A 26,608-nucleotide genomic window follows, 5' to 3' on the forward strand; every position below is an offset into this window, starting at 1 on the left:
GCATAATAATAAAGCTGCCTCTAAGAGGCAGCTTTATTGTAAGTTAAAGGTCAGAAACTACTTTTTCAGGTGAAGCGATTTATCACTTTTTTCTAAAAAATAGATAATCGAACCAATGATCGGTAAACCGAACTGCAACCAGATGTAATTGTTTCTTTGTCTTTTTGAAAGATTTTTGTTTTTAAGAATATCTCTGATTGTAACAACGTTTAATACCGCAAAAACTGCAAATGCAATAATTAAATAAGTTGGATCTTCAAAAAGCATCATATATATATTTTAAGATATTGACGAAATGATTGCACACGATACGGTTACTGATGCGCCGCAAGATCCCCACCAAGGTAACCCCATCGCTTCATACGAATGACAGATTGCTGTAGATGTAGAATTTTGCTTGATAGCTCTTACAATACAGCTATAGCATTCACCAAAGGATATATTTCCATTGCCATTACTGTCACATAAATGTCTTGAAGTTAAATTAGCACTTTTAGCCGGATTTGCAAGGTATGCATATTTTTCCCTCAGCTCATCAGAAAGCCCATCTCCTTCAACATTAGTATAGTACCCCTTATCAATATCCATTTTGGTATGCATAAAGTTTTCATAATTTAGATCGTAAAGTTTGATACTGCCGGTTTGTCTATCCATATCATAGGATGATAAATCAGCATAATTCAGCGCATATTTATCTTTGTTCGGAAGGAACGGCGTGTCTTTAAGATCGAGAATTTCTAACTTACCTTCCAATTTACCATTTCGCAAAAGCGAAACCACAAAGAAATCATACACTTTTCCATCAACTTCATATTGCTTATATAATATGGAGTTAAGATCCATCTGACCAAGACCATTAATATAGTCTTTATGGTTTTGATAGGTTTGTGAACTTAAAAAATTATCGAAAGCCGGGTCTTTGGAATTAATATATGAGAAGCCGTCCGTTTCTTCAGATGTTCTGGCTAAAGTTTTAGAATTCTCATTAGAGATTTTTGCTGTATCATCCCCGCTTATACTGTTGAAACTATCACTGTTACAAGAATAAATGATCGCAGCAAATAAAAATGCAAAAAAAGTGAATAAGCTTAATTTTTTCATAATCGTTGATTTTAGTTTAGTAATGACAATAATTAAAATTTTACTTAATGTTAAAAGATTAAATTTCTCAATTGAAAATCAAAAATTATATGAGTTGGCTTCATTATAAAAAACCAACTGCAAAAACTGAAGTGATTATTGAACTTCTATAAGTTTAGGAGGTTGTTTTTTTGCTTCCTCTTTCTTTGGAATAGTGAGTTTTAGAACACCGCTTTCGTATTTAGCTTCAATATGTTCATCATCTACTACGTCTTTGGGAAGCTCAAAACTTCGGCTAAAAGATTGATAGCTAAACTCTCTGCGAGTATAATTGCTGTTGTTCTCTTCTTTCTGATCCTTTTTTGAAGAAGAAATAGTAAGGAGATTACCATCCAGGCTAATTTGGAAATCTTGTTTTTCCATTCCCGGTGCGGCGACTTCCACCATAAAATTTTCTGGATTCTCCATAATGTTCACTGATGGGAGAGTCGTCCGTGTGGAAGAAAAATTATTATTGCCCCAATTAAATAGTTCGCGACTGAAAAAGTCATCGAACAGTGTACGTGGATTTGCAGGGAGCAAACTGCCATTGTTTCTTTTTTCGATTGACATAACAAACGTTTTTTTGGTTAAACAATAAAATTTAAAGAACACACCAATCATTTTTCAAACGATATACCAGAATCTTACCAGTGAAAAAATGTCACAATCTGCAAAGAAAAAATGTCACAAATCATAGTAAAGTTGTCAAATTATTTAAAAGAAAATCTGACATTTTTAGAAGGTATATGCAACCATTTTCAAGATAACACGGCAACGTGCGAACTTGTTTTTGAAATTGGGTGGCTCCTTTCGCAAGAATAGGTTTCCGATAGAAGTGTGAATTTTAATTATGTTGAAAGAGCGATTTCAGAAGTATAGCGTTTCAAAAAACAGGGTTCATATACAAATGCATTTTTTTATACTATTATAAAATATTTTATTACCTTAGTTATAACTAAAACCTATTACTATGAAAACTAGACATTTACTTATCCGAGGTGCAGTGGTTATTACCCTGTGTACATTATTTTTAGTACTATTTAATTGTAAGAAAGGCGAAGTGACTGAGGCAACTTCAGAAAGTAGAGCAACCGACACGGTCTTTACCCAGGTAGATAGTACCGCTTCAGCAACTGTTGATTATGCTAAAGGGGAAGCCGGTAGCAGTTCGGAAGATATTAAGACAGCAAAACCTTCTGACCACAATTCGTACACTACGGAGCAATTGGATAATTTTAATTTGAGTGCTTTTGTAAAAGATATGGAAGCTAAGAAAGGGGGACAAATGATTTATGAAAATAGTAATGAATCGCTATCTCCCAAATACACTCATTTAAAATTACCTGACGACATTAACATAACAAGAAATGACTTAACGAGCCTTAAAACCATCATTAAAATTTTCGACGGTAATAAGAATGCTGGAATGAAGATCCCTGGCTTTGGAAATTTAACATTAGGTAAAAAAGAAACAAACCTAAATGTTTACTACTTGGAGACAAAAAAAGTTAATTATAATAACAAGGAGGTGCTGGTAGGTATAGGATATTCCATCCATTATTTATTTAAGAAATTAAAGAATGGAGTTGAGGTAAACAGTGCTAACTTAAGAAATATTGCAGCAGAAGTTCAACTCAACAATAAAAAAACGCAGGTAGTTTATAGTATGGAAAGCTATGGGATAGCGGGGAAAAGTTTTGCAAAATACTTTAAGCCTATTGTTGATAAGGATTACGATATTGAAGGTTTTACAATATCACAAAATGCTCTTGATGGAATGCACAACCTTTTAACAGCTGAAAAAGATGATCCGGGAATTAAATATACACCTGAAATTTTGCCGGATCAATCATTACTTTTGAGTTATTAATTGCAAAACTCACTTTCTAAAATATTGTCTTCCGACCGAAGGGAGGAATCGTATTTTTGTCTGGTAACAGGAAAATAATTTGAAAAATATAGTCAAAGACAAAAAGGAATTGGAAATAATTTTCCAATTCCTTTACAATCCTAAATTATATTTTGGTATTCAATAATAGGCGAAGATTCTTTGACTTTCTAATATCGACATACTTTTTAAACTCAGGAGTTTTTGAAAATTCCTGCAACACTTGAATTATCTTGATTTCTTCTTCGGCAATACAGGAGATTTTAGCACAAAATGTTCCAATATCACCAAAGCAATTGCCTATACCAAATAACAGTAGATAGTAGGTTTCTTTGGAGATTGGGCGTTGATAATGCGATAGGTTTTGTTTACCTTCTTCATCTTCATTCATAAATCTCAAATCCTCATCAAACATTTCCTGCGTGAAGAAAATGCCGTATTCAATTCCATTATATGATTCGTACGTCAGGTTATATTTTTCTTTCAGGAGATTATTAACTTCTTTTGCCATTTCAGGTTTTTTCAAATAGATAATTGAATATGTTCCCATAATTTAATATGTTATTTAAAGATTATAAAACACGATTGACCTATACATCGTGAGGTTTGACGGTTAATGCTCACTTGGCAGAAGCAGCACATCACCTTCTTTCCAAATGGTAAATTCGCTAAAGAAGAAATCTGAAAACTCAATATCTTGACTAACTAAGACCTTATTGTTTCCGTTGGTTGCAGAAAGTTTAAATTTGGTATTTTCAATTCTTTCAATTTTCCAAACCTGCAATTCCTGGTTTTTAAATTTTTCTTCAAACTGATAAGATGCGATGGCGTCAAGGAACCAATAGCATTTTTCTTCGTCTGCGACAGCTTTTACACCGTCGGTTAGTAGTAACCCAAAAGGATACCTGTAATAGTTTTCTGTACCTATAAAATGGTTATAAAACTCATTTGCTGAAATGTCAGGTTTTTTCATAATGTGAAATTTTAAATTGTTAATAATTCATTTTCGACAACTGCTGGTTTTCAATTTTGATTTTTAATTTTTCGGGAATGTCAATGAACGCTATGCTTTTAATCTGACCAGCTTGTCGTTTTTCATTGCTTTCTGACGATAGAAATTCCGTTTCAGACAAAACCGGAATGGAAGCATTGGAATGAAGGCTCCGAAATCTTTTTGTCCATAGGATTCAGGAGTATCTGGGAAAGTTATCGAAGCGTAGTGCAGAGAATTTTTTTAGAAACCCAAAAAGATTTTTCTGTGCAGAAACTGGATTTGTACTTTTGCATACTGAAAACGAACCGACGGTCAGATAAACTGCATTCAATGTTTGTTTCCCCTTTAAAAAAAAACAAAATGATTTGTAAGAGATGTAAAAGTGAAGAAGTAGAAAAGTATTACGAAACTGAATACCACGATATTTATAAATGCGGGAATTGTGGATGTGAAGAAATAAAACTATCTGATGATTGTTGTAGAAACCCCAATAAAATTGTCGTTAATGATGCTAAATTTTTCCCAAATTTTAGATTGTACGAACAATGTAAAAACTGTGGAGGAACTAAAAGAAATTTTCCGGTTAAATACACTCCGGACATTGACATTAGGGGAGAATTTGATTTGGAATGTTTTGAAGAACGGAAAGTAAGGATAGATTTAGAAAAAAAACTTATATATGAAAGTGTATCGTATTCCAATTATTTGAGTTCTCCAAGGGGACAATATCATAAATATCTTGAATCCCCGGAATGGAAGGCGAAAAGAGAACTGGTTTTCAAAAGAGACGGATATATTTGCACTCAATGTAAATGTAAACCTGCATTTCACGCGCATCATTTAACTTATGAGAACATATTTAATGAAAAGCTGGAAGATTTAATTTCAGTTTGTGCAGACTGTCATTCGAAAATTCATTATAAGGAATTGATGCAAAAGATTGATGATTTACAAAACAGTAAATCATCATCCTAATAACTGCGCAATCTTTTTTCAAAACAACAGGAAAGAAAGCAAGGATTTGTTTTAGAAATGGGATTGCATCCGCTTAAACTGCAAAAATGCGTTTCCGACCGAAGGGAGGAATTGCATTTTTGCCGCCCGATTTTCATCGGGCGACTGTTAGCATTTTATAGGTTGGGAATGAAAATTTTTGAGATTAAGGAAAAATCCCCTGTTTTCAGTAAGACCGTCACGAAATAGGCTAAACAAGAGAGAACAGCCCATTTGTGCAAGGGTTGAATTGATATATAAGTCCTGTTTTTCCAATGCTTCGGCTAAACTGCAACTTGGTGTATCATCATCTGTTTCGGATTGTAAGAGTAATTCTCCGAACTCTTCTGTTATATAAGGAAGACTTGCAACCGTTTCGTATTTTTCTGACTTGGGTTGCCGAATTTCCCCCACAGTTGAAAGCAAGACCTGCCCTGAATGTTTGTTATTCCCAAAATCAACCCAATATTTAGGTTGGTTTCTGCTTAACCATCTACCGACTACCACCTCGTCGATAATATCCGCAATTTCAAAGCGCGATTTGACATTATCGACACAGGACAAATATATGGCTGACTGCATATTTTTACAGACCTTTCCTGATGAATCCCTTTCAAACTTCCTGACTTCGGCTTTCCAATTCGTTCCCATCCACCTATTTGCCCGATTAATCAATACAACCGCCTTCGGCAGACCGACCTCGCATTCGGCGAAACGTTGCCTGCCCTGATTGGCTTCGGTCACAATATCATCATCCCAAAGTCTTACGTGCAAACCTGCGTGTCCTAATGCGATCAAAGAATGGTTCATTTCCATCAAGGCGGTCAAAACCTTCGAACCTGTTCCTCCTGCTCCGATAAGGTTTATTGAAATAGGATTCGTTGGGTGGATAAAGCTATCATCAGTAAAGTGAACTTTTAGCTTTTCAGTATGTATCATCAGAGAAGATTTTTTAAAGTTAGATTTGAGTTAAGTAAAACATCTATTGGAAAAGCTTCTTTGTTTAGAATTTGATTTTTCCACAGATTCACACAATTGCCTTTTATCGGATTGTGATTGTTGACCAAATGGCTGAAATAGGAATTAAAAAAATAATTCTCCCATTCTTTTATAAATTCTTCGAGTGATGCAGAATTTTTAATATTGATGTCCACACTTCCCATACAGACATTTCCACTTTCATAAACATTAAGAAAGGGCGCATACAAAAGCTGAGTTTCCGCTGTAGGACGTTTATTAGTAGCGAGCGCAAATATTCTTATTCCACGTTTATTGGCGCACCATAGTAGAGGAGGTGTATGTGCCTGCCCATTCGGAATAGATAGCCTTTCTGTAAAGTACAATTGCCGTTTCTGTGATTTGGTGTACCAAATAACTTTTCCATTCTCAGATGCATCAATAAAGAGAACATTTGTGGAGATAATACCATTTGATTTCAAAAAATCTTTATTTTTCTTGGTTTGGATGTCGAGTGTTGCAGACAATCGCTGTGCTTCCCTTATTGTTAGTGGATGGGCATTAATCATATTGCCATTGCTATCAATATCAAAGTTTTCAACGTAACTTTGAGCGTTATTTCCCTCTGTCTCATAAAAGACCAAAGCCGATTTAGGATGGTACAATGTCCCGAAACTATCGGTGATGTCTGTTTCTTCGGCGGTATTCAATGTATCTTTCATTATTGTTTTGTTTAAATATTAATTAAGCAATGTGCACAATCTGTTTAAAATCTTAAAAAACCGATTTTCAAAATCGAGATTTTTGTTTGTTATGCTGCTCCCGTCAAAAGTTTTATAAATTGTCGGTTCCTGTGTGTCTGCATATTCATTGAAGTCGTTATTTACGCTTTCGATAAGGGTTTCATATATCAATCCATTGCTTTCGGCAAAAAACGAGATATATTTATCCATCGTAATCGCTGTTTGTTCATAGTAATAGTCATCATCATCCTCTTCTGATTTGAATGCATTGTTGTAGTGGGCATTTCTATACAAACTTTCGTTTGGGTATTCGCAATAAAGTTTAAAAGTTCTATCTGCCAATTCAAAGCATTCTTTATCAAAATTGTTCTTTGGTCTGAAAGCTTTAAGGCGTTGCTCAAAAAAGAGAAGGTTATTGATGTTTGCTATTTTCTGCCCCATTTTATCACCTACAATTTCAGCTCTTTGCAATTCTTTTTTATAGGTGTGGCTTTCATCTATTTCCTCGTCCATAGCTATCCATTCTCCGAGAATTTCATAATGCCAATCTAGGTAAGAGCCTTCCATTCTATAATAGGGAACATCCGCAATCCTATATAAATAAGTGCAAACCGATAAAAGCAGACAGGCTGTTTTTCTTCGTGTCTTATCTTTTAGCATCAGATAAAGCGGTACAACAGGAATATAAAATAAACTTGCTCCTGTGTTGCATCGTTCCCTAAGGACAAAATAGGTTTTATCTCCTTTCTGAATCAGGCGAATATCGTCACAGTTTTCGGTCTTGTTTCTTAATTGCTTTTCAATGTCCCATAGGGAGAGGCTAATATTGTAGGGGTAATTAAAATCTTGTATAGGCATTGGCTCAATACCATAATGTTCTGCTAATTGAGAAAGGGACTTATAAAAATCCCTTTCTGTCTTGGCAGCCTTACGTTTGCTCTGTTTTACTAATGATTCGTTCACATTTAGTCTGGGCTTAAAGCAGACTTTCAGAAAAGCATCGGAAGTTGCGAGATTGGAACGGATTTTCGCCTGTCCTTGCGAACCTCCGAACTGTCCTTTGGCTGATTCATCCATTCTGTGTAATCCTTTAGCTGTCGGTGCAGTTGCTTTTGTTTTTTTTCTTCGGGCAGTTGAATTGTTCCCGATATCACTTTTTGTTGCATTATTCATCTTCTTATAAATTATTTTTAGAAAATCCCTCTTTCGAGGGGCTTGTTGAATTAGCCCTTAGTACCCATTACACTTTCAAAACGGTACTGGATTTTATCACCTTTTATATACGGTTCGGACACTTTGGAAGTTGTTAAGATAGGGTAGGTATTGGCATAGAAATTCATAACCGCTTCTACACTCCATTTCGGGTTTGGGTCGGTCAATTTAACTTCCAGCCCATTATCTTTCAATATGAAGATTCTTTCTAATAGTGTTGCTAGTAACATACATTATGGATTTGAAGATTGGACATTCTCATTGGTGTTTGCACTAAAAAGACTTGGTGCAAAATGACTTGCGTATTCATCCTGTTTTTTGTTTATTATTTCGGCGAATTCGGGATAGGCAGAAACTTTTGGAAGAGCCGACCACGCTTCTTTATATTTGCCTTCTTTTTCCAATTCTTCTGCTTTCTGAAAAGCATCTTTGTATTTTTTTTCTTTAGCTTCCTTTTCTTTTTTATCCTTATCTGCCTTCTCCTTTTCCATTGCTGATTTCTTTTGGGCTTCTTCAAGGCTTTTCATAAAGGCTTCCATATTGACCATTAAACCTGAGGCGGTCTGTAATGGTGTTGCGATTTTTTCAAAAAAACCGTTGTCAAGTTCTTCTGCCGTACCGTTCAGGTTGAAAGGCAGAATTAGATTTTTCGCTTTGTCACCACATCGTTCGTTGTTGAGCAGTACGGTCAGTACAAAACCACTACCTTCTACTTGTCGGAAAATTAACTTTAAATCGCCCACCAGATTTAATTTGGCTAACTGTCTAAAAAAATTAGTCTGCATATCTATTTTGTTTAGTGATTTATTTTACGAGTTCAAAAAGTGGTATTTCGGAAGTCCAAAATTCTTCGCCGGTATGTTTGCCATACACCTGATAATAGCCATAACCGTTCTTCACAAATTGGACTGCATGCGAAATGAGCCTATTTTCAGGTACGGATAATTTTTCAATCGTTTCCTCGTCAATTTCTATATATGACCAATCCATTCCATCAAGTAATTCGGCTGAATCGGGGCAAAACTCGTTATCATCTTTATAAAAAGTGATGGATTGCTCTGAATATATCATAGAAAGAAGGGAGAAATCATCTGAAAATGGTTTAATGCGCTCTATCCGCTCCTGCTGTTCTTTATTCCATTCCTGTGTAATCGTAAGAATTGCAAAGTCGCAAGAATCCCACTCGCTGTTGGTCATTGCTTTGACCATTATATGTTTTGTTGGTATTTGAGATATTTTCATTTATTTTCGATTTTTAGATAAAACATCCATTAACTCCGCATCACCCGAATTGGGCAATACGGAAGAAATAATGAATGTTCAAATTGCTGTTCGTGTTATAAAAGTGATTGAGTAAGTTCTTCTAATGAAAATTGATGTGTCCAGAATTCATCATCCGCATAGCTCTCAAAACAACTGTAAACTGCATCGCCATTACTAAATACCTGCATTTGTTTGCAGGAGATTCTGACATCGTTTTGGGGCAGGCTTTTGATTTCTTCCAAATCGGTTTCCACGAAAACCATATTCTTGTCCGTCAGCCATTCCTTAATTTCGGGTATTTTATCAGAATAGCTGAAAAATTCTATACTTTCGTCATCATAGTTCAGCCATTTAAAAGTATCATCATCTATAAAGCATTTTGCAGCCTGCATTCTTTTTTTTGCTGTGGCTTTCCATTCCTCAGTGGTATGAATAATTGCGAAGTCACACAAATCACCATTGTGAAATGCACCGATTAATAAGAATTCTGTTGGTTTAAGAGATATTTTCATTTTTTTATTGTTAATTATTTTCGTTAATGTATGTACCACTCGTTTTAAAAGGGTCTGTACCTTGTGTCAATCGGATTTCGGACTTAAAAATCTTGGATAGTTTTCTTGCGTATCTTATAGCTGTTGACCTGTCGCAGTAAGTCTGATAATAGACTGTTATATCGTCCCAATCCTTGTTATCCTTTGTCTGCTTCACCTGAAAATTAAATTGCGCATCCATAGCTGAATTACATTTTAAAATGGTAAGTCGTCTGTTTCCTCTTCGGTAAAAGGATTACCTTTTGGTGTTTCGGAACTCGGCTGTTCTTTTGTATTATCTTTTTTTCCTCCTCCGTGAAGTTTAATTCTTGAGGTATGAAAGTTCAATCCCGATTTGATTTCTCCGTCTTTGTTCACCCAAGCACTCGAACTGGGTCTTCCAACAAGTTCGACTAGAGTACCTTTAGTTAGATATTCAGCAATCTTGGGGTTAATCCAATAGGAACAATTATAAAAAGTGGTCTGTTCCTTGATTTCGCCGTCTTTCGTTTTGTAGCGGTCGTTGATTGCTACAGGAAAGTTGACAACCTGCTTGTCATTTTTTAAGATGTTGATTTCTGCGTTTTTTGTTAGTCTACCTACGATTGTGTTCATAATGTTTCGTTTTAAATGTTAATTTTTTTTGTTTGTAATTTTATTAATGTTTAAAATGCCAAGTGAATTGATTGGGTATCGAGGACACTGGGCTTTTTTCTTTTATTTACTTTTCCCAATTTGGAAAAGCATTATTTTTTGCTGTTTTTCTTTTTTTTCGTTGATGTCAAAGAGCGTCTTTGTTTGAATTGATTCGTACAACTGAGGTTGCGGCTTTTTCTTTGCCGATGATCATAGGAAAGTATCAGGCATACAAAACCCGGTTCGTTTCATCTAAAACAAACTGTTTTCGAACCGAGCTTGAAATCTTTTTGTCCGAAGGATTTAAGGAGTGTCTGGGAGAATTGTTGGAACGAAGAGGAAAGAATTTTTCTAGAAACCCAAAAAGATTTTTTTGAGTGAATGATGCTGTCCTACATTTGCAATAGTAAAAAGCCTGACTTCAGTTGAAATCAGTTCAAGGACGCTCTTATCAATGAAAACTAAAAGAAGACCATTCAAAACAACGGCATTCTGAAATGTTTTTAAATTTATCGAGATATAACAAGTCGATAGATTCTATCTTTTATTTGGAAAGGAACCTTGATAAACTAAATTAAGTTTTGACAAATCGAAGTTCCAGAAAGGTACATTTGTATTGATAACAGCAAATTTATTATCGTCAATATCAAATGGACTGATGAAACAACAGAATAATAATTTGGTAATAGATTTATTGTAATTTTTCCGGTTGTGCCTTAGAATACAACGCAATGCGTAAGGTTTTCCTTTTTTGAAATCAACGTAAAGGGAAAGCACCTGTTCACTCAGAAATACTTTTCTTCCCTCTGTCGTCCAGCCGCTTAATCGCTTTACCCGCCCTTTATTAGAAATAACAAACCGATTTCGAAAGCCAGGTATGGTCTTCCATTTTTCTCCGGGAAGATCTTCAGGCGACAAATTCATACAGGGTGGCGGATTATTCTTATCAATTAGGGGTTGTCCCAGATTTTTCCATACGGTTTCGTTAAGGAGCTTATGATTGGTTTTTGACTTTGGTTTAACTTCAAAGTCTTTTTCTGTAATGGAACGGCTGCTTATAAACCACCGGAATCCACCTGCGGTCAGAAAGATACCATTAACTGCATCCATTATACTTTCACGGCCAACACCAACTGCTTTTTCAGCACTGTACATATCTTCAAAATCAGTGATGAAATTACCATTAACATCATACTGTGAGACAGGCTGCGAATAGATCACTTTTCGATTTCTCGTCCTGTTAGCGTTAAATGTCCTGTAACGTCTCTCGCTTGATGATATTTTTTCCAGATTGGCAGAATGCAGATGCAGATTATTATCATCTTTAAATCCTATAATGATATTGCGGTCTTCATAGTTAAATTTCTCAACAAAATGGTAGTAGACCAGCCGTGCAACTGACTTACGGTATTTTTTTCCATCGGAAGACAAAGTGCAGTGCACCTGATAAAAATCTTTATGAAGATACCTGTTAGACTGCTTTACAAATATAAGCTTCATAATCATTTCCCGTTCTTTTTTACCTTTTGTCTTATGAGGTAAGTAAGTCCATCTCTCTAAACTCTTCAACCTGCCATAGTTTGAAATAGCATAATTAGCAAAGCCATCCACCTCTTTCCAATCTTCACCAGGCAGGTCTGATAAAGAACGATTGTAAATCACTTCTTTTACATATTCGTCTTCTAGTTCAGCAGGTAGTTTCATAGCAGTTAAATAAGAATCGATATTTTAGTATGGTTGTCATAAAGATAAAAAACATTGAGAAATATCAGCCATTTTTGATATAACACGGAAAGGGACTTCACAAAAGCTAATAAACAATTATATTTGCAGCCGTAAAAAAAAATACGACCTTTTATGAAAGAACTTATTGAAAAAATCAATGCTGAATTTGAGGCTTTTAGCAAAGAAGCTGAACAACAATCTGAAAAAGGAAACAAAGCAGCTGGAACCAGAGCCAGAAAATCTGCTTTGGAACTGAGTAAGCTGTTCAAGGATTTCAGAAAAGTTTCTGTTGAAGAATCAAAGAAATAGTAGACCAAAGAGAACCTGCCTAAAGCAGGTTTTTTTATTACAGTAATTGATCATTTAAAATGAAGTAATGTAAATACGGGAAACCGTAATGACAATCAAAATATAATGTTAAGGTACTTGTTTTTGTACGCAAAACCATTGGTTTAAATCTTTATAATCTGCATACATTAAAGAGCTATCTTCCACATTTTTGTATTCCTTTTCAATGATTGATCTTACGGATTTTCCGTTAGCATCATTATCAAGAAACAGAATGATTTTATCGTAGTCTTTCAACTTTTCTTTAGCTTTAAAAAGCATTGCTGTAGAATTTAAAATCAAACAATCACAATCAGGATGATCTTCATTACTAAGATTCCGAAAGGTTAGATAATCGAAAAAGCCTTCAAATACGGCGACTTCATTTTTTGAATTATTTCGGACTTTAATCCAGGAAACGTCTTTACTTCCCAAACAAATTTTAGAATAGGCATTGCGGAATTCAAAATCACCCGAATCGTTTAGAAATCCTATTCCGAAATATGTTTTACCCTGACGTTCGTAATGAATTTCGTGAACCATATGTTTTTGTTCAAGAACCTTTCTTGATTTCAAATAGCGGATTAAGGCAGGGTGAATAATTTCTTTAATCTCTAAGATTTTATAATTGTCCTTTAACTGGATCTCTCCTTTTTTTTCCTGATGAATCGAATTGAGGTAAGAAAAATCAGAGCTGGAAAGATATTTCAAGGCTTCTGATACAGAACATTTTTTAATTTGCTGAACAATGGAAATCACATCATAACTTTTTCCGGTACCAAAGTCAAATGCCTTATTCTTGATGAAATCAACAGAAAGGCTGGGTGTTTTTTCTTCGCGGTCCAGTGCAAAATAAAATGCAGACCTTTTATTTTCTTTTACTGGAAAGCGGCCGAACATTTCTAAAACCGTTCGAATGTCGATCTTTTGTTTGATTTCTTCGCAGTTCATTTTTTTTCTTTTAGAGCAATTATTTTCCTCAATTTCCTTTTAAATAAAAAAAAGACTTTTAATTACTTTTTAGTTTACTTTTAATAATTTCTTGTATTTAGCTACTGTAAGCAATTGCAGTGGTTTTCCGGATGAGTACAATTCCGAAAGGAGAATGAGTGCAATTCCGAAAGAGAGATGAGTGCAATTCCGAAATCTGAGCTTTTTTCAAATGAGTACAAATCCGAATTGTATTTTTTCATTTTCATCTTTTTTGTACTATATCCACAAATCTAATATTTATCCACAATTTTTTAATTTTTGTAAAATAGGGGATGAGTGCAATTCCGAAATCTCCGGAGAAAAGAACGCCGTTTTAATAATTCTTTAACTTCAGCGAGTACAAATCCGAAAAGGGGATGAGTGCAATTCCGAAAATGGAATGAGTGCAATTCCGAATTCATAAAATTACAGGATAGCCATTCGGCAGAAGTTCTCCCATTTTTGTTTCACGATACAATTCAATGATAATTTCCTGAATCTTTCTTAGAAAGTCAGTTCCCTGGAACTGAGTAGAACTTATTCCGTTCAATCTGTTTTTTTTGATAAATGTCGCAAAAGCTTTTTCTATCAGCTCACGGGTTTGAGAAATTGTTCTGTACTGGTAAGAAAAACGCAGCATCTCTTCTTGTTTTAAGCCATACCTTTTTTTGAAATAATGAAGTCTTCTTGTGATTTTTTTATTTTGATAACCTACCGTACTGATCAGTTCTGATCCCTTTACAGAATCTGACGATATGTCAATGGTCCCTTTGATATAGAAAGGCTGGATGAAAATAGAATCGCCTTTATAATGATAGTTGAATGACAGATTATTATACCTGTTAAGGTTTTCTCTGGCAGGTTTCAAAAATTTAAAGCAAAAATCGTTAGCATTCTTATAGTTTAATCCGAATTTGTTATTGAAGGTCGACAGTTTTAAAACCGTTCCATTATCGTTGATTTTAGAAAGCCAAATTGCAAAGATAATATGCTTATTGTTCCGGATGTTATAGACCAAGTTATAAAGCACATAATTGTATTCGGGAATTACTATCAGCTTTTTCAGCCAATAACTGCTTATTAAAAATGAAGTATATCCTCTTGTATCGTAACTGGGTGAAGAGATTAACCCGCCAAAGGTTTTAATCTCCCTTCCATTAGAATTTACTGATCGGTACCAGCCCATTTTGAATTTTGCCAAAAATTCATAGGCATCAATAACCTGTTTTGTTGAACCACTGGGGGAAATTTTACTGTTCCTGATTTTCATTGCTGCAAAAATATTATGATCGGTTTCGAATTCTTCGTCAAAAAGGGAAAGCTGTTTGGGTCTGTCTTCAGGTCGAAACTGCTCATTGCTGATAATCGAAATAATATTAAAGATCACCCGTAGGGCGTTGATCGGAATATCTGCTGCTTCCTGATCTTCAAAGATAAAATCGTCTACGAAATGATTTCCAAGGCGTATCCTTTCTGGATTTTTCTCGGGCTTTTCCTCGAATTTTTTACGTATAAGCTTTAGGTCTTTTTCCGGAATTGCCATAATAGTCTTTCAGAATCGTTTTTTATGATGTTTTTGGACGTTTAATTTTAGAAATAGACTCCATAGATAGAGGAGTAGTATTAGCCACTTGTGTCTTCATAAACGGTAAAGTGCTTTTCAGAGAAGAGCGCCAGTTGGTAATTGGCCTGCCAGCTGCATTTTTCCAATCGTTTTCTACCCACGAACAGTATTTATTCCTGATCTCGGAATCCAGGATAGCATTGTAAGCTTCGAGTGTTCGCGCATATTGAAGAAATTCCTCCCAGGAAGGATAACTTGCGGAACTGAAATATACCAACGGCTCTTCGATGTTTTGTGCGGCAATGTCACCGATGTCGTTATCTGATAACCTAATCACATTATGATCAACCATCGCCTCAATGGGTTTACTGTTGCTAGTGGTGTTTTCAATAATCACACTTTCTGACACAGGTATGGCATAATCCAGCAATAATCTGTAAGAACAGGGATGTCCTCTTTTATTTTCAAATTGTAGAAGCCCCAAAGCCCGCAGCTTTTCCTTAGTCGGCTTGACCGTTTTGCGGGTAAGGGACAATGCGTCTGCAACCGTCGAGTCCGTGATGCTAAACTCGTATCCTCCGTTATCGTTTGCCAATTTCAAAAGATATAGATACATTGCAACAGCCGTAGTATTAAGCCGTGCTTTTTGGTTAAAAGACCAAAACTTTTGTATAAGTTCCAGATAGTACACGTTACTTTCCACCGAAGAGTTCTATTGCTTTTTTCTTATCGATAATGATAATATTACCCCTTTGTATTATGGCTTCATCCAATATTCCGGAAGACTTTATTTCAGAAGCTTTTGAAATTGAACATCCAAGGATCTTTGCCAATCCCTTCAGTCCGTATTCATATGTAGTTTCAGAACAGAAATTTTTTATGATTTCCAGATATTCTTCAACAGTGAGCTTCCACAGCGGTGTTTGAGGATCTATGTTTTTCATTGATGGTGAGAATTTGAGTTAAGATAGTTTTTGGTTTTTTTCTTTTCATTGTTAGTGTTTTGAATCCAGTTTCTAGCCGCGGCCTGCCAACTGGTCATAGGCTTATTATTTGACAATTTCCATTGCCGTAGTTGGTAGTATGAATAAAATTCATTTGCTTCTGATGAAGAAAAATCCCTTTCCTGAAAATATAATTCAACCATAAATAATTCAGGTATGGCGAAATGAAATTGCTTTTCTGAAGATTTATTTATCTGCAGGGATGCCTCTTCTCTGTCCTCAATAATTTCAATAAGGCTTCCTTTATACGGATCATAGCTTGGCAAATAATTGATCAGTCTGACAGAATCTAATTGCTTTATACATCTGTGGTAAGTTGCGAGTGATTTTATTCTGCTTAACTTCATTACTTCTTCGCGATGAATTCGAAAGGGATTTTTAAAGTTGTGAACAGACCATAACTGAATAAGTGAAACGTACATACTGATGTGAGAAGGAAGCATTTGTGCATCAGATACTACATTGTCAAACAACCGGAAGATTTTTTTAGCTTGTTTCATTTTGCTGCTAATTATTAATGGATATTAATGGCTGGTAACCTGTTCGAGTAGTTTTTGAATGTCTTTGTAGCTGTAAAACAGAGAGCCCCCGATCTTGCTATATGTTAAAGTACCATTAATCCGTAGAGTTTGTAAGGTACCGGACGATATATTCAGTAATTTTCTTACCTCAGAGCTGCGAAGCCATTGTTTTTGTATTGGCGTGCTATTTTCCAGCAGGTGTTTAATCTCGTCCAACAGTTCTTTTTTTAACTGCTTAAGGTCTTCTTTGGTTACAATAGATATTTCCATAGTTCAAATTTTAATCACTTGACAAAATTTGCAAATCAGAAAAGAAATCTTTCGGTAGTTTTTCGTTACTACCGAAAGATTTCTTTGTAGCCAGTTGTAGGACAGGCTTTTGTTATAAGGGAAAATCGGAAATAGCTCTATAGGCTTAATAATTGATCTGCTTTAAGCTTTTGTTATGCTATTTTTCACAGTATGAGGAAAATTTTAAAGATTTTTCACCATTAAATATCCAGATCATTAAGAAAATGTTTCAAATTCTTGTCTAGTAAAGATATAAATTTAGTTCTTTCCCCTTTTCGTAACCGAATTTCACTTAAAGTCTTATGGTAATTACCTAAGTTAATGTTCAATGAACTCTCTGCCCACCTAAAGATTTCCGCAAGATCTGACTGACCGCCGTTAAAACACTTCGTTTGATAAAGCGCATATAGCAATTCAATCAAGGCAACTTTAGGAGCTGTCCATTCTAGTTTCCTGACTTGACTTATGGGTGATCTGTCGTTTTTATCTTTTGTACTCACCTTGTCCATTAGATATTGATCTAAGAGGTCATTTGCAATAATTTGTGCAACGATATGGTCGTGTGATGTGCAGAACTCCTTATCGTAATTATATAATTCTGGACTGAGTTTTAATTTAAAGTCAAATTTGAAACGTACGAAATACTTTTTATCAAGAAACGTTGATCTTCTTCGATAATAGCTGATAAATTCTTTTTGCTCATTATAAAAATATAATAAAGCAGCTCGTTCACTTTCGTAATATGACCTTAATGCCTGCGGATCGGCATATGGTTTTGAGGCTTCTATTGATAGAACTTTAGAGTAATAAATGTAGATTGCTACAAACTGTGGTTTGGTATTTTTAAAGAAATAGATTTCGTCGCTCCAGTCTGAAAAAGAGTATTGTTGTAACAATGTTTTCAAACTTGTAATAGATTTATCCGTCTCCATAAGAATTTCCTCAGCTCGAAAGATAATATCTAAGTCACTTCTGTTAATCTGGTCTATTGACGTCATTAAACTGTTCCATAATTGATCAATTCTTTTTCTAAAAACTTGTCGATTCATATGCATATTTTTTATTAACACGTAAAATTCGGACTAATAGTGACCAATTGAACTTTTTAGATGGCCTTTTACGGCTATTTAGCAACTTCCATTATAGATGTAGGTATTAGTTAATTGAATATTTACTTAAGATGATCTTTGTTTTAAAAGATGATGATAATCAGTATGTTGTGTTGGGTGGTGTAATGGATGATTTATAAATTGTACCCGGTACAATTTATAAATCGTACCACCTGGCATTATTAAGAAAAGCATTGCTTCTCTAAATTCGTGATCCCGATTCTCGATATCGTGTTAGTCGAATTAAAAAACAATAACTAAAATTTGAAAGTTTCTTTAGCAACAGGTAAAAAATGTACTGTAAGTGGTGAATGGGAGGTTGATGGAACCATTAGTACCGTGATCTATATATCGAAAGGAGAAATAATGCCAGCTTACTGCGGTAAATACGTGCAATGGGTATTAATTAGAAGTGGATAAAAGCTCAGAGCTGGAGTCGAAAGCAGGTGTAGGAAATAAAAATGAAAGTATTTACACACCATCACCTAATTCCTTATTTCTTTTTCTTATGAATTCAATTGGTGATAGCCCGTTTCTGTTGTAGAAGGCCTTTGAAAATTTTGATTTGTTGGTGAATCCTGCTTCAGCACTTAACGCATTAGTAGAATATTTACGCCATAATTTATCTTCATACAATTTTTGCGTTATATAGCTTATTCTAAGCTGATTTAAATAGGTGTTAAAATTGCAACCTTTGTAGTCATTTATAATTTCAGATAGATAGGTTGTATTTGTTTTTAATTTTATTGAAAGTTTATTAAGTGTCATACTTTTTTCAAGAAAGAAATTCTCTCGTTCAAGCGCTGTTAGCTTAGATAAAAGTTCATTGGCTTTTTCTTCATTTAGTTTTGAGTTTTTTAACTTAAAATCTACTTTTTCAGCTGGCTTTTGCTCAGCATCGGATTTCATTTTTGCCAACAGTTCGTTATATTTTTCTTGGATTCTTTTTTCATTTTGCCATCTGAAAAACAATATAAGGAAAAGAACGAGCAGGAAGAAAAATAATACAAATGCTATACTATATCCGTTGGTACTAGAAATTTCCAATCTTCTTTTTGCTTGCAGCAGATCTTTAGTATCGTATTCTTTATGGATTTTTTCAGACAGATATTTGAAGTCAGTCGAAAGAATGTGGTCTACTTTAAGTAACTGTTTAGTATAGTAGAGCTCCTTTTTATCATTATTTGTATTTTTAGAAAAATTGATCAATATCTCATAACTTTCTCTTACTTCAGGTAAGATGAACTCATGTTTTTTAAAGATGGAATCAACTTTTTTAAAATATTGTATAGCTTCATTGAGTTTGTTTTTATGCAGAAGACTTTTTCCTTTATAGAAATAGACAGCGGAAATGTTAGTGAAATCATTTTTCTTTTCTACACCTGCGAGGGCATTATTAAAGTTTGAAATTGCTCTATTGTAGTTTTTGTTTTTAAAGTCAATGATTCCCTGTAACTTATAAAAGTAACTTCTTTCAATGTAAAAATCTATGTCGCCAGCAGTCTTTTTTAAGCCCTCGTTAATTAATAAACGAGCTTCTTCCAAACGGTTCAGCTCTACAAGGCATGAAGCATTTTGTTGAAGGCTGTTTAAAAAACCTTTCTTATTGTTATAAGATAGATTGGGAAGATTAGCGATTGCTTTTTCTGCACCATAATGTGCCCGGCATTTTTCAAATACTTTTACTGCTTCTTCATAGTGGCCGAGGTAACTTTTAACAACGCCAATGTGATATAGATTTTTATAATAAAGATACTCGTCGTTAGTATGTTCTAAGTAGTTCCAAGCTTTTAGATATTCGTTCAGAGCAAATTTGAATTTTTTTAAATTAAAATAGTAAATAGTACCCTTAGTTAGATAGGAGCTTCCAATTAAATCCTTGCTTCTTGTTCTACTAGCAGCCCAGATCATACTGTCAGCATATTGTAATTTCTTGTCAGGCGAAAAGCTTGTAGCATCTTTGTAAGCCTGTGCTAATTCGGTATAGTTTTTCTCTTCCTTTGCTTTTTTTATGTATTGGTTTATAAAGGTAAATGCTCGCACGTCATTTTCTTCATAATTATCGTACTGAATCCTGTAATCAGAAAAATCCTGACCACATAATATTTTACAGGTAAAAGTTAATAAAAATAAAATTTTTTTCAAATTATCTACGATGTTTAGAATTCTAATATAAGAAATTAGATATGTAATTGAAATGTTTTAATAAATGCATTAGAATTCATTTACCAGTTTCATCCCAACTTTTTACTGAGTTCAAGGTTAATTAATAGTTTCTTATAATTTGAGTATAAATTTAAACAAGTGTTTGCTTAATTGCAAGAATATCGACTGTAAAAATGTATTTTTTACAATAAAAAAGATAATATCCGCTATCTGACTATTTGCGTCATCTAATATTGACATTTTCTCGTCCTGCATTTAATGCTAAATCGTTAAATCTTCTAATTTTTTCCTTTCAATTTTTGAGATTATTGCCCACGAGAGTTCTCGTTGTTCATGTTCTCTTTTTGAGAGAAATATAATTTACAAGTGAAAATTAAGTGCAGGCTAAAATAATGTTTAAAAGCGTTGTAAATTGTTGATTTTTAGTATTTTGTAAAATGATAAGGGGGGGTACGATTTATAAATTGTACCCGGTACAATTTATAAATTGGGTCCATGCTCGCTTTCTCGATGATGCGTGCTTCTCTAAATTCGTTGGCAGAATTCTAAAAAAAAACCGGCCGGGATTATTCACTATTTAATCCTAGATCATGAAACAACTTTTAACAATTATTTTGACAGGAGCTACCTTATTAGCATTAAATTCTTGTCGGGAAAATGAAACATTAACAGAAAACAATGAAGCTGCATTTGAACAAAATTCTTTACTGAAGAAGGGTGACAGTTTGACGGCGCGCGAATTTAAGGAAAAAGACCCGCCAAAAGATCGCGACAATTGGAGAATGAGTCCACAACAATAGTCTTTTATAATAGGAAACTAAAACCACTTCAGGATTTTGTTACATCGTATAGAAACCATCCGCTAATTTGATATACTATGAAAAAGCTAATTAACTATTTTCCGGCAGTTGTTGCTTATTTTTTTATATTTTTATTTTGCTATGCAGGCGTCAGTAAAATGAGGGATTTTGAAAATTTCCAGGTTCAGATTGCCCAATCTCCCTTGCTTAGTGCTTATGCGGGTTTTATTTCGTACGCTACCATTATATCTGAAGTGGTTATCGTTTTGCTACTGGTGATACCGAAATTAAGGACGATTGGTCTTTATGCTTCTTTAGGTATAATGTCTTCATTTACTGTATATATTTACCTTATTCTTCATTATAGTGATTTTGTACCCTGTTCGTGTGGCGGTATATTGGAGAAAATGGGCTGGACAGAACATTTGATCTTCAATATTGTTTGTGTTATGGCTGCGATTCTGGCAATACTGATTATTGCAAAATATAGACAGAATGTTTTGGTTGGACCTAGTTTATCAATACTTTGTATTATTGCGATATTTTCTTCGATTGTAACCTATCTTTTTTATTCATCAGAACATATCATAAAAGAAAAAAACAACTTCATCCGAAGGTTCCCACAACATCCTATCATAGAGGAAAAATCTTATGACCTGAAATATAATTCGTATTATTTTGCTGGCGCAACAAATGGTAGAATTTATTTGGGTAATCCCACTTCGCCTTTTGTCCTTCTGGCTATTGACAGGGATTTAGCAAAAGTTGATACTATACGTTTAGTTCCAGATCAGCTTCACACTTTTCATGCAGTAAGATCTTTAGTGACTGATAAGTATCTGTATATGTACGATGGAATTGTTCCGGCGATTTATCGATCAGAACCAAATGATTTCAGTGGTAAAATTAATCAGATAAGTTTTCAAGATGTTTATTTTGATCAACTTGCCGCCATTGGACCTGATAGTTTTGTGTTAAGAACCCAAAGCAATACTACAGGAGGGCTTATCTTGGGAAGCCTTAATCTTAAATCGAAAGAGAAAGTGAAGCTCTATCCAAATATACTTGAAAAACAGGTGGATGGTATTTTTGATGTGGATGGTAAGCTACATTACGATGAATATGGTGGTAAGATCTGGTATGTTTACAGTTACCGAAATCAGGCATTAGGTACCAGCAGGAATCTTGAAAACATTGATAAGATCAAAACCATAGATACCGTAAGCATTTCTAAAATCAGAGTAGTGCAGTTAAAAGACGGAAGGAAAAAGATGTCAGCACCACCTGTCGTCCTAAACCCTAATTCTTTTGCTCATAGAGGGCTGCTGTTTATTCAATCAGGAACAATGGGGCGCTATGAATCCAGGGACCTATGGAATAAAAATGATATTGTAGATGTCTATGATACCGAATCTTCAAAATATTGGGGCAGCTTTTATGTACAACGCCGCGGAAGTAAAAAGATGTCTCAGCTGCTTGTTACTGACCAGTATCTTTTTGTATTGGCAGGAAAACAGATTACCAGCTATCGTATTGCGCAAACTTTAGCCCGTAATTTTAAACATGGGGAAAGCCGAAAACCCGATCAGAGTAGGCATAACAAACAATAATTGTATTATGAAAACACTTAGAAAATTCATCTTACCGGCAGTAGTTGTAATTTTTGGCGCAGGAAGCGCCTTTGCCACCAATGTGAACAAAAATGCTCACAAAGCTGTAAAAGACGGTTATGTATTCAGACCAGGTGAACTGGAGGAATGCCAGAATACCCACATTTCATGCAGTGATACTGGTAGTGTCATTTGTACGGCAAATGTGGGAATGGGTACAGAGAATTTACGTGATCTTAGCGGTACCAGCTGCCCAAACAATCTGTTTGAGATTCCACAAAATTAATTAACATCAAAATTGAAGGATGCTAATCAGCATCCTTCTTTGATAATCCTTTTTCTATCCAGTCAACACTGTTGTCTCCCTTCAGATAAAAATCAAACCAGTCTTCAATCCTAACGGCTATATCCAGCAAATTTTTTGTGTTGGCAAGCCCGTGTCCTTCATTAGGATAAACGATAGCAAATGCAGTTCTACCACTTCTTTTTAGACTGAGAAAATATTCTATAGTCTGTTGCCAATCAATATTCTGATCATTAGAACCAGTCCATAAAAGGATTGGAGCTCTTACAGAATCGGCATTGTAGACCGGACTATTTTTAATGTACAGCTCTTTGTCTGAAAAAAAGGGTTTGGGCATTTCATATTGACCGTTTTCGAACTGCCAGTAAAACGGGCCATTAAATTGATAATTATATGAAAAGTAAGACCGTACCAAATCGCTGTTTCCGGCTCCGGAAATATATGCGGCAAAGCGGTCGGATTGTGTTGCAATATAGTTGGTCTCGTAGCCTCCATGGGAGAATCCGATCAGGCCGACTTTCCGAAAATCAATTTCACTTATATCTTTTATCGTATCAAGGCTGCTATGAACACAAGCCAAAGCCGCTTCACCGGTCCCTCTATTTCCAAGACTAATGTCCGGCAAATACACAAAATAGCCTTTTTGGATAAGATTTCTGATATTGATGCCATCGGAAGGCCCTTCAAAGCCATCTTTAAGATACTTATTTTCAAAGTACCTTTGTTTTTCATAGATACTAACGAGCATCGGGTACTTTACCCCTTGATGGTAATCCAGCGGATAGATAAGAATACCATATAGCTTTTCTCCGTCAGGACCGTAATATTGTACTGTCTTCGATCTCAGATTCTGTAAAGCTGACAGGTCATGCTTATTTGTTATATAAAGTTCTTGCTCTTTTCTATTGTTGTAAAAGATCGTGGGAACGTCCTTCATTGTATTTTTGGTATAGGTTACTGCTTGTGAGCCACTGGCAAGATTAATAGTGCTAATATTTTCAGCCGTGGGCTTTAAAACAATATGAACGGACTTTCCATTGTATAGTGCGAGCGCAGATCGGTTTTCCTCACGATTATATAACCGAATAATAACTGGTTTTGAAGCATCGTATGTATTAGTTGAAAATTCCTTAATAAAAGTGGAACGTTCACCGTTCAATATTTGAGTTTCGTAACCATCAATCAGTGGCACCTTCTTCGTGATACCCTTTTTTATATCATATTCATATAATAATCCTTTGGATTCGAACAAAATTTTTTCCCCATTATCTGCAAAATAGCATCGTGGAAAGCCATATTTATGATAGCGCGTATATTCCACCGGCAGTTGCTTTTGTGATAGTTCAGAAAGATTGTATAATTTCCAGTATTGATTTTCTAATGTTATTATAAATTCTCCGGTTTTTGAGGCAATAATAATATTGCTTTTTATTGTAAGAGCAGGCTTTTTCGTTGAAATTCCAACCAATTCAGCTTCATAGGTCAAAACGTTCGTCGAATAGTCCTGACCTTTATAAGGATTGTATTTAAAATAATAGTCGGGATTACCAAAGTAAGCGGCTTTATCTTCATCACCGTAGCCGAGCAGCTCTCCTGTATTTGAATCAGTTCTCCACAGATAACTGCACTCAACAGTATCATCATAGAACTTTGTTTCCAGCTTACTGTCATTAGAATACCATATGTCCGGAGCGTTTTTATCATTTCGTTTCTTGTTCACGGTCAATGTCACGAAATACTGGTGTTGAGTAACGGGGAAAACTTTAGCTGATCTGATATTTAGGTCAACCTCCTGGCTGACACTAAATGGCTTTGGTAATTCCTGACCTGTATTGCTTAGGCTAACAATCTGGTTTTTCTTTTTTGCGCTATTTTCTGTCAGGATGATTGTGTTCTCCAGGTTTGAGTCAAGTACAAACTTTATCTTTTCTTCCCCTTCGTATATCTTAAAGATGTCTTTTCCTGAAATCATATATAAAGATTCTTTGGTTCCTTCTGAAACAACTGCAAACTTCCGCTGTTTTGAGGTAAGAATAGACCTTACATTTTTTACCATATTAATGGTTTTTCCTTCCTGATCAGCAATTAGGAGATCATCATCTTGTATCAGCAGGATAACATTAAAAACACTGTCGTAAACTGCATCTTTAACATTGTTCCACGATACTTTAGCAGTAGAGGGAAGTTTTAACAGCTCAGACGATTTTTGTCCTCGCAAGAACAGGTATCCATTGGGCGTAAAGGTTGTATATAGAGGAATAACATCAGATTTTTGATAAAATTCCTTATTAGGTTTTTGACGGTCGACAACTACAAGGGTATCACTATTTGAATCGTATGACTTCTGAAAACAAATCCATCTATCATTATGTGATATCTTCAGGAATTTTACATCATACACAGTATTCCTAAATCTCTTGGGAAGGTCTATTGACTTTTGTCCCAGGATTTGTACGCAGATTAGCATCACCATTCCCGAATATATTTTCAGCAAAACTTTCATTAATAGCCAGGATTTTGCGGGTTCAGATTTGGGTTCAGGATGAGTTCAGACTGTGGGATTGGCCACAAGCTTCTGAAATTTTGCCAATTGGGTTTATTGGGAGAAAGATCACCCAATCTGTCGAATCGTTTTAGGTCAAAAAATCTCAGTCCACCATCAGTAAAAAATTCCCTTCTTTTTTCTGCTAATATTTCATTTAACAATTGGTCTTTTGAAATTGTATTGCTTATGTTGGCCAAACCTGCTCTGTTTCGTATTTTGTTAATATAAGTAAGCGCATCGCTCACGTTATTTTGCCGTGCCAAAATTTCAGCCATCATACAATACACCTCTTCAATTCTGAATACGATTGAATATTCGTTTGTATTTGAAGATGAATTTTTATATTTTATGCTACCATAATACGTATTTGACCCTGAGGTTATTGTTTTAATCCATAACGATTTCCGCAGGTCCGTGGATGTGAATGTACTTACAAGGTTGTTAGATAATGCATAGTTCTGCGGCACACTTGAAATTAAGTACAATTTTGCCTCTTCCGTGGCATCACCTGCTTTTAGCGGCTTCAATTGCCACATGATATGCTTACCATCTTTTTTAAAAGTCAGATTGAGATCTGTATTTAATTGATATAAAGGGCTGGCAATAATTTCCTCTGCATACATTCTTGCTTTTTCCCATTGTTCCAATAACATATTAGACTGACAAAGCAGCATGACAGCGATATAACGATTGGGATAAATCCTTTCAGCATTTCGGTAATCATTTTTAAGGTAATCTTTTACGGTTTCAAGATCATTTATTATATTCATCAATACCTGTCCAGAAGCAGATTTTCCAATGCTTTGATTGATCGTATAGTCGCTAGAAGTAACATATGGGATGTCCCCAAAGATCTGGGTAAGCCGAAGATGAATTATTGATCTTATTAGAACCGCCTCTCCGATAATTCTATTTTTATCCTCATCTTTTATAGAGGATGATTTTGATACTCCTTCGATGATACTGTTACAGATGTAGATTTCTTTGTATGCATTTGTCCACAATGTTTTTAGAACCGTATTGGTTGGTAATACCTGAGTATTATATATGTCCAGGTAAGCCGTTTGAGACGCCGCCATATAATTATCGAGATCGTCAGCGTAACTTCCCAAGAGTGCTCCCAAGCCTCTTGTCCCGCCAGACAATACGGAATTATACTGTAATTCCGCGTATAAATTACTTAATACAGCATCGGCATTGCCGACGTTACTATATACATCTGTACTGCTAATTTGGTTTGTCGGCTGGTCGGGCTCTATCAAATTGTCGCAGGAGATAAAGTTAAATGCTGTGATCCCAAAAAGAAAAAGTATGTTATATTTATTTCTCATA

31 protein-coding genes are annotated in these 26,608 nt (G+C 35.0%); 6 read left to right on the forward strand and 25 right to left on the reverse strand.

All coding sequences use genetic code 11. The annotated features are described in order from the left end of the window. Positions 1 to 57: 57 nt before the first annotated feature. From MKS83_RS19805 to MKS83_RS19815, 3 genes are all read right to left on the reverse strand, one after another. On the reverse strand, positions 58 to 270 hold the full coding sequence (locus MKS83_RS19805; protein WP_240581009.1) for a hypothetical protein: 213 nt from the start codon (positions 268 to 270) through the stop codon (positions 58 to 60). A 9-nt stretch (positions 271 to 279) separates the two neighbouring features. Next, entirely contained in the window at positions 280 to 1,101 is an 822-nt protein-coding gene (locus tag MKS83_RS19810) for a hypothetical protein (protein ID WP_240581010.1), read from the reverse strand. A gap of 135 nt (positions 1,102 to 1,236) precedes the next feature. Beyond that, a complete protein-coding gene (locus MKS83_RS19815) occupies positions 1,237 to 1,692 on the reverse strand; it encodes an Hsp20/alpha crystallin family protein (RefSeq protein ID WP_240581011.1) in 456 nt (151 codons plus the stop codon). Positions 1,693 to 2,092: 400 nt separating this feature from the next. Here MKS83_RS19815 and MKS83_RS19820 point away from each other — a divergent pair, with 400 nt between their 5' ends. Next, complete coding sequence (locus MKS83_RS19820) at positions 2,093 to 2,992, forward strand: hypothetical protein (protein WP_240581012.1); 900 nt, start codon at positions 2,093 to 2,095, stop codon at positions 2,990 to 2,992. A gap of 145 nt (positions 2,993 to 3,137) precedes the next feature. Here the strand turns inward: MKS83_RS19820 and MKS83_RS19825 are convergent, their stop codons facing one another. Continuing rightward, entirely contained in the window at positions 3,138 to 3,560 is a 423-nt protein-coding gene (locus MKS83_RS19825) for a hypothetical protein (RefSeq protein WP_240581013.1), read from the reverse strand. Positions 3,561 to 3,623: 63 nt separating this feature from the next. After that, positions 3,624 to 3,983 (reverse strand): DUF6876 family protein, encoded by a 360-nt coding sequence (locus tag MKS83_RS19830; protein ID WP_240581014.1) that lies wholly within the window; start codon positions 3,981 to 3,983, stop codon positions 3,624 to 3,626. Between the two features lie 381 nt (positions 3,984 to 4,364). On the opposite strand from MKS83_RS19830, the gene MKS83_RS19835 reads away from it, so the two are divergent. Then, the gene (locus tag MKS83_RS19835) at positions 4,365 to 4,979 is read left to right on the forward strand and encodes a hypothetical protein (protein ID WP_240581015.1); all 615 of its coding nucleotides are present in this window, start codon (positions 4,365 to 4,367) and stop codon (positions 4,977 to 4,979) included. 147 nt (positions 4,980 to 5,126) lie between these two features. Here MKS83_RS19835 and MKS83_RS19840 read toward each other — a convergent pair whose 3' ends face one another. The 10 genes from MKS83_RS19840 to MKS83_RS19885 form a co-directional block, all read right to left on the reverse strand. Further along, positions 5,127 to 5,933, reverse strand: a complete 807-nt coding sequence (locus tag MKS83_RS19840) for a PRTRC system ThiF family protein (protein ID WP_240583207.1) — start codon at positions 5,931 to 5,933, stop codon at positions 5,127 to 5,129. A gap of 2 nt (positions 5,934 to 5,935) precedes the next feature. Beyond that, complete coding sequence (locus tag MKS83_RS19845) at positions 5,936 to 6,676, reverse strand: prokaryotic E2 ligase family D protein (protein WP_240581016.1); 741 nt, start codon at positions 6,674 to 6,676, stop codon at positions 5,936 to 5,938. An 18-nt stretch (positions 6,677 to 6,694) separates the two neighbouring features. Beyond that, complete coding sequence (locus MKS83_RS19850; RefSeq protein ID WP_240581017.1) at positions 6,695 to 7,870, reverse strand: hypothetical protein; 1,176 nt, start codon at positions 7,868 to 7,870, stop codon at positions 6,695 to 6,697. A 50-nt stretch (positions 7,871 to 7,920) separates the two neighbouring features. Next, positions 7,921 to 8,139 carry a PRTRC system protein C gene (locus tag MKS83_RS19855; RefSeq protein ID WP_240581018.1) on the reverse strand — a complete coding sequence of 73 codons (219 nt, stop codon included), beginning with the start codon at positions 8,137 to 8,139 and terminating at the stop codon, positions 7,921 to 7,923. 3 nt (positions 8,140 to 8,142) lie between these two features. Then, the gene (locus tag MKS83_RS19860) at positions 8,143 to 8,694 is read right to left on the reverse strand and encodes a PRTRC system protein E (protein WP_240581019.1); all 552 of its coding nucleotides are present in this window, start codon (positions 8,692 to 8,694) and stop codon (positions 8,143 to 8,145) included. 19 nt (positions 8,695 to 8,713) lie between these two features. Next, positions 8,714 to 9,118, reverse strand: a complete 405-nt coding sequence (locus MKS83_RS19865; protein ID WP_240581020.1) for a hypothetical protein — start codon at positions 9,116 to 9,118, stop codon at positions 8,714 to 8,716. Positions 9,119 to 9,246: 128 nt separating this feature from the next. Further along, on the reverse strand, positions 9,247 to 9,684 hold the full coding sequence (locus MKS83_RS19870) for a hypothetical protein (RefSeq protein WP_240581021.1): 438 nt from the start codon (positions 9,682 to 9,684) through the stop codon (positions 9,247 to 9,249). A gap of 10 nt (positions 9,685 to 9,694) precedes the next feature. Beyond that, on the reverse strand, positions 9,695 to 9,904 hold the full coding sequence (locus MKS83_RS19875) for an addiction module toxin RelE (RefSeq protein ID WP_240581022.1): 210 nt from the start codon (positions 9,902 to 9,904) through the stop codon (positions 9,695 to 9,697). Between the two features lie 14 nt (positions 9,905 to 9,918). Further along, on the reverse strand, positions 9,919 to 10,317 hold the full coding sequence (locus MKS83_RS19880; RefSeq protein ID WP_240581023.1) for a single-stranded DNA-binding protein: 399 nt from the start codon (positions 10,315 to 10,317) through the stop codon (positions 9,919 to 9,921). A 558-nt stretch (positions 10,318 to 10,875) separates the two neighbouring features. Next, complete coding sequence (locus tag MKS83_RS19885) at positions 10,876 to 12,042, reverse strand: NUMOD4 domain-containing protein (protein WP_240581024.1); 1,167 nt, start codon at positions 12,040 to 12,042, stop codon at positions 10,876 to 10,878. A 153-nt stretch (positions 12,043 to 12,195) separates the two neighbouring features. Between MKS83_RS19885 and MKS83_RS19890 the strand changes: the two genes are divergently transcribed. Then, positions 12,196 to 12,372: a histone H1 gene (locus MKS83_RS19890; protein WP_240581025.1), complete on the forward strand. Its 177-nt coding sequence runs from the start codon at positions 12,196 to 12,198 to the stop codon at positions 12,370 to 12,372. A gap of 108 nt (positions 12,373 to 12,480) precedes the next feature. Here MKS83_RS19890 and MKS83_RS19895 read toward each other — a convergent pair whose 3' ends face one another. The 8 genes from MKS83_RS19895 to MKS83_RS19930 form a co-directional block, all read right to left on the reverse strand. Next, positions 12,481 to 13,341, reverse strand: coding sequence for a toprim domain-containing protein (locus MKS83_RS19895; protein ID WP_240581026.1), 861 nt, complete (start codon positions 13,339 to 13,341; stop codon positions 12,481 to 12,483). A 439-nt stretch (positions 13,342 to 13,780) separates the two neighbouring features. Continuing rightward, positions 13,781 to 14,905, reverse strand: a complete 1,125-nt coding sequence (locus MKS83_RS19900; RefSeq protein WP_240581027.1) for a hypothetical protein — start codon at positions 14,903 to 14,905, stop codon at positions 13,781 to 13,783. 22 nt (positions 14,906 to 14,927) lie between these two features. Further along, positions 14,928 to 15,410 carry a hypothetical protein gene (locus MKS83_RS19905; RefSeq protein WP_240581028.1) on the reverse strand — a complete coding sequence of 161 codons (483 nt, stop codon included), beginning with the start codon at positions 15,408 to 15,410 and terminating at the stop codon, positions 14,928 to 14,930. Between the two features lie 208 nt (positions 15,411 to 15,618). Then, the gene (locus MKS83_RS19910; protein WP_002978160.1) at positions 15,619 to 15,870 is read right to left on the reverse strand and encodes a DUF3853 family protein; all 252 of its coding nucleotides are present in this window, start codon (positions 15,868 to 15,870) and stop codon (positions 15,619 to 15,621) included. Continuing rightward, positions 15,867 to 16,430, reverse strand: a complete 564-nt coding sequence (locus tag MKS83_RS19915; protein ID WP_240581029.1) for a hypothetical protein — start codon at positions 16,428 to 16,430, stop codon at positions 15,867 to 15,869. Before MKS83_RS19915 ends, MKS83_RS19910 begins: the two co-directional genes overlap by 4 nt. Positions 16,431 to 16,454: 24 nt before the next feature. Then, positions 16,455 to 16,721 carry a helix-turn-helix domain-containing protein gene (locus MKS83_RS19920; protein ID WP_240581030.1) on the reverse strand — a complete coding sequence of 89 codons (267 nt, stop codon included), beginning with the start codon at positions 16,719 to 16,721 and terminating at the stop codon, positions 16,455 to 16,457. 221 nt (positions 16,722 to 16,942) lie between these two features. Further along, on the reverse strand, positions 16,943 to 17,791 hold the full coding sequence (locus MKS83_RS19925) for an RteC domain-containing protein (RefSeq protein ID WP_047096359.1): 849 nt from the start codon (positions 17,789 to 17,791) through the stop codon (positions 16,943 to 16,945). 531 nt (positions 17,792 to 18,322) lie between these two features. After that, positions 18,323 to 19,996: a helix-turn-helix domain-containing protein gene (locus MKS83_RS19930; protein WP_052769178.1), complete on the reverse strand. Its 1,674-nt coding sequence runs from the start codon at positions 19,994 to 19,996 to the stop codon at positions 18,323 to 18,325. A 611-nt stretch (positions 19,997 to 20,607) separates the two neighbouring features. Here MKS83_RS19930 and MKS83_RS19935 point away from each other — a divergent pair. The 3 genes from MKS83_RS19935 (at position 20,608) to MKS83_RS19945 (ending at position 22,713) form a co-directional block, all read left to right on the forward strand. After that, complete coding sequence (locus tag MKS83_RS19935; RefSeq protein ID WP_002978336.1) at positions 20,608 to 20,817, forward strand: hypothetical protein; 210 nt, start codon at positions 20,608 to 20,610, stop codon at positions 20,815 to 20,817. A 77-nt stretch (positions 20,818 to 20,894) separates the two neighbouring features. Continuing rightward, on the forward strand, positions 20,895 to 22,427 hold the full coding sequence (locus tag MKS83_RS19940; protein WP_002978338.1) for a DoxX family protein: 1,533 nt from the start codon (positions 20,895 to 20,897) through the stop codon (positions 22,425 to 22,427). 7 nt (positions 22,428 to 22,434) lie between these two features. Continuing rightward, a complete protein-coding gene (locus MKS83_RS19945; RefSeq protein ID WP_002978340.1) occupies positions 22,435 to 22,713 on the forward strand; it encodes a DUF6520 family protein in 279 nt (92 codons plus the stop codon). A gap of 22 nt (positions 22,714 to 22,735) precedes the next feature. On the opposite strand, the gene MKS83_RS19950 is transcribed toward MKS83_RS19945, so the two are convergent. Both MKS83_RS19950 and MKS83_RS19955 read right to left on the reverse strand, forming a co-directional pair. Then, the gene (locus MKS83_RS19950) at positions 22,736 to 25,234 is read right to left on the reverse strand and encodes an alpha/beta hydrolase family protein (RefSeq protein WP_240581031.1); all 2,499 of its coding nucleotides are present in this window, start codon (positions 25,232 to 25,234) and stop codon (positions 22,736 to 22,738) included. Then, a complete protein-coding gene (locus MKS83_RS19955; RefSeq protein WP_002978343.1) occupies positions 25,234 to 26,607 on the reverse strand; it encodes a RagB/SusD family nutrient uptake outer membrane protein in 1,374 nt (457 codons plus the stop codon). Before MKS83_RS19955 ends, MKS83_RS19950 begins: the two co-directional genes overlap by 1 nt. Position 26,608: the final 1 nt, after the last annotated feature.

This window comes from Chryseobacterium sp. Y16C, assembly GCF_022488405.1.
Classification (GTDB): Bacteria; Bacteroidota; Bacteroidia; order Flavobacteriales; family Weeksellaceae; genus Chryseobacterium; species Chryseobacterium geocarposphaerae.

Excerpts from the sequence above, each read along its gene's own strand:
- MKS83_RS19880 (WP_240581023.1), bottom strand. The coding sequence starts at position 10,317 with ATGAACACAATCGTAGGTAGACTAACAAAAAACGCAGAAATCAACATC.
- MKS83_RS19870 (WP_240581021.1), bottom strand. The coding sequence starts at position 9,684 with ATGAAAATATCTCTTAAACCAACAGAATTCTTATTAATCGGTGCATTT.
- MKS83_RS19950 (WP_240581031.1), bottom strand. The coding sequence starts at position 25,234 with ATGAAAGTTTTGCTGAAAATATATTCGGGAATGGTGATGCTAATCTGC.
- MKS83_RS19940 (WP_002978338.1), top strand. The coding sequence starts at position 20,895 with ATGAAAAAGCTAATTAACTATTTTCCGGCAGTTGTTGCTTATTTTTTT.
- MKS83_RS19890 (WP_240581025.1), top strand. The coding sequence starts at position 12,196 with ATGAAAGAACTTATTGAAAAAATCAATGCTGAATTTGAGGCTTTTAGC.
- MKS83_RS19860 (WP_240581019.1), bottom strand. The coding sequence starts at position 8,694 with ATGCAGACTAATTTTTTTAGACAGTTAGCCAAATTAAATCTGGTGGGC.
- MKS83_RS19810 (WP_240581010.1), bottom strand. The coding sequence starts at position 1,101 with ATGAAAAAATTAAGCTTATTCACTTTTTTTGCATTTTTATTTGCTGCG.
- MKS83_RS19825 (WP_240581013.1), bottom strand. The coding sequence starts at position 3,560 with ATGGGAACATATTCAATTATCTATTTGAAAAAACCTGAAATGGCAAAA.
- MKS83_RS19855 (WP_240581018.1), bottom strand. The coding sequence starts at position 8,139 with ATGTTACTAGCAACACTATTAGAAAGAATCTTCATATTGAAAGATAAT.
- MKS83_RS19955 (WP_002978343.1), bottom strand. The coding sequence starts at position 26,607 with ATGAGAAATAAATATAACATACTTTTTCTTTTTGGGATCACAGCATTT.
- MKS83_RS19920 (WP_240581030.1), bottom strand. The coding sequence starts at position 16,721 with ATGGAAATATCTATTGTAACCAAAGAAGACCTTAAGCAGTTAAAAAAA.
- MKS83_RS19865 (WP_240581020.1), bottom strand. The coding sequence starts at position 9,118 with ATGGTCAAAGCAATGACCAACAGCGAGTGGGATTCTTGCGACTTTGCA.
- MKS83_RS19895 (WP_240581026.1), bottom strand. The coding sequence starts at position 13,341 with ATGAACTGCGAAGAAATCAAACAAAAGATCGACATTCGAACGGTTTTA.
- MKS83_RS19850 (WP_240581017.1), bottom strand. The coding sequence starts at position 7,870 with ATGAATAATGCAACAAAAAGTGATATCGGGAACAATTCAACTGCCCGA.
- MKS83_RS19835 (WP_240581015.1), top strand. The coding sequence starts at position 4,365 with ATGATTTGTAAGAGATGTAAAAGTGAAGAAGTAGAAAAGTATTACGAA.
- MKS83_RS19875 (WP_240581022.1), bottom strand. The coding sequence starts at position 9,904 with ATGGATGCGCAATTTAATTTTCAGGTGAAGCAGACAAAGGATAACAAG.
- MKS83_RS19845 (WP_240581016.1), bottom strand. The coding sequence starts at position 6,676 with ATGAAAGATACATTGAATACCGCCGAAGAAACAGACATCACCGATAGT.
- MKS83_RS19925 (WP_047096359.1), bottom strand. The coding sequence starts at position 17,791 with ATGAATCGACAAGTTTTTAGAAAAAGAATTGATCAATTATGGAACAGT.
- MKS83_RS19910 (WP_002978160.1), bottom strand. The coding sequence starts at position 15,870 with ATGAAAAACATAGATCCTCAAACACCGCTGTGGAAGCTCACTGTTGAA.
- MKS83_RS19885 (WP_240581024.1), bottom strand. The coding sequence starts at position 12,042 with ATGAAACTACCTGCTGAACTAGAAGACGAATATGTAAAAGAAGTGATT.
- MKS83_RS19915 (WP_240581029.1), bottom strand. The coding sequence starts at position 16,430 with ATGAAACAAGCTAAAAAAATCTTCCGGTTGTTTGACAATGTAGTATCT.
- MKS83_RS19820 (WP_240581012.1), top strand. The coding sequence starts at position 2,093 with ATGAAAACTAGACATTTACTTATCCGAGGTGCAGTGGTTATTACCCTG.
- MKS83_RS19935 (WP_002978336.1), top strand. The coding sequence starts at position 20,608 with ATGAAACAACTTTTAACAATTATTTTGACAGGAGCTACCTTATTAGCA.
- MKS83_RS19945 (WP_002978340.1), top strand. The coding sequence starts at position 22,435 with ATGAAAACACTTAGAAAATTCATCTTACCGGCAGTAGTTGTAATTTTT.
- MKS83_RS19805 (WP_240581009.1), bottom strand. The coding sequence starts at position 270 with ATGATGCTTTTTGAAGATCCAACTTATTTAATTATTGCATTTGCAGTT.
- MKS83_RS19830 (WP_240581014.1), bottom strand. The coding sequence starts at position 3,983 with ATGAAAAAACCTGACATTTCAGCAAATGAGTTTTATAACCATTTTATA.
- MKS83_RS19900 (WP_240581027.1), bottom strand. The coding sequence starts at position 14,905 with ATGGCAATTCCGGAAAAAGACCTAAAGCTTATACGTAAAAAATTCGAG.
- MKS83_RS19815 (WP_240581011.1), bottom strand. The coding sequence starts at position 1,692 with ATGTCAATCGAAAAAAGAAACAATGGCAGTTTGCTCCCTGCAAATCCA.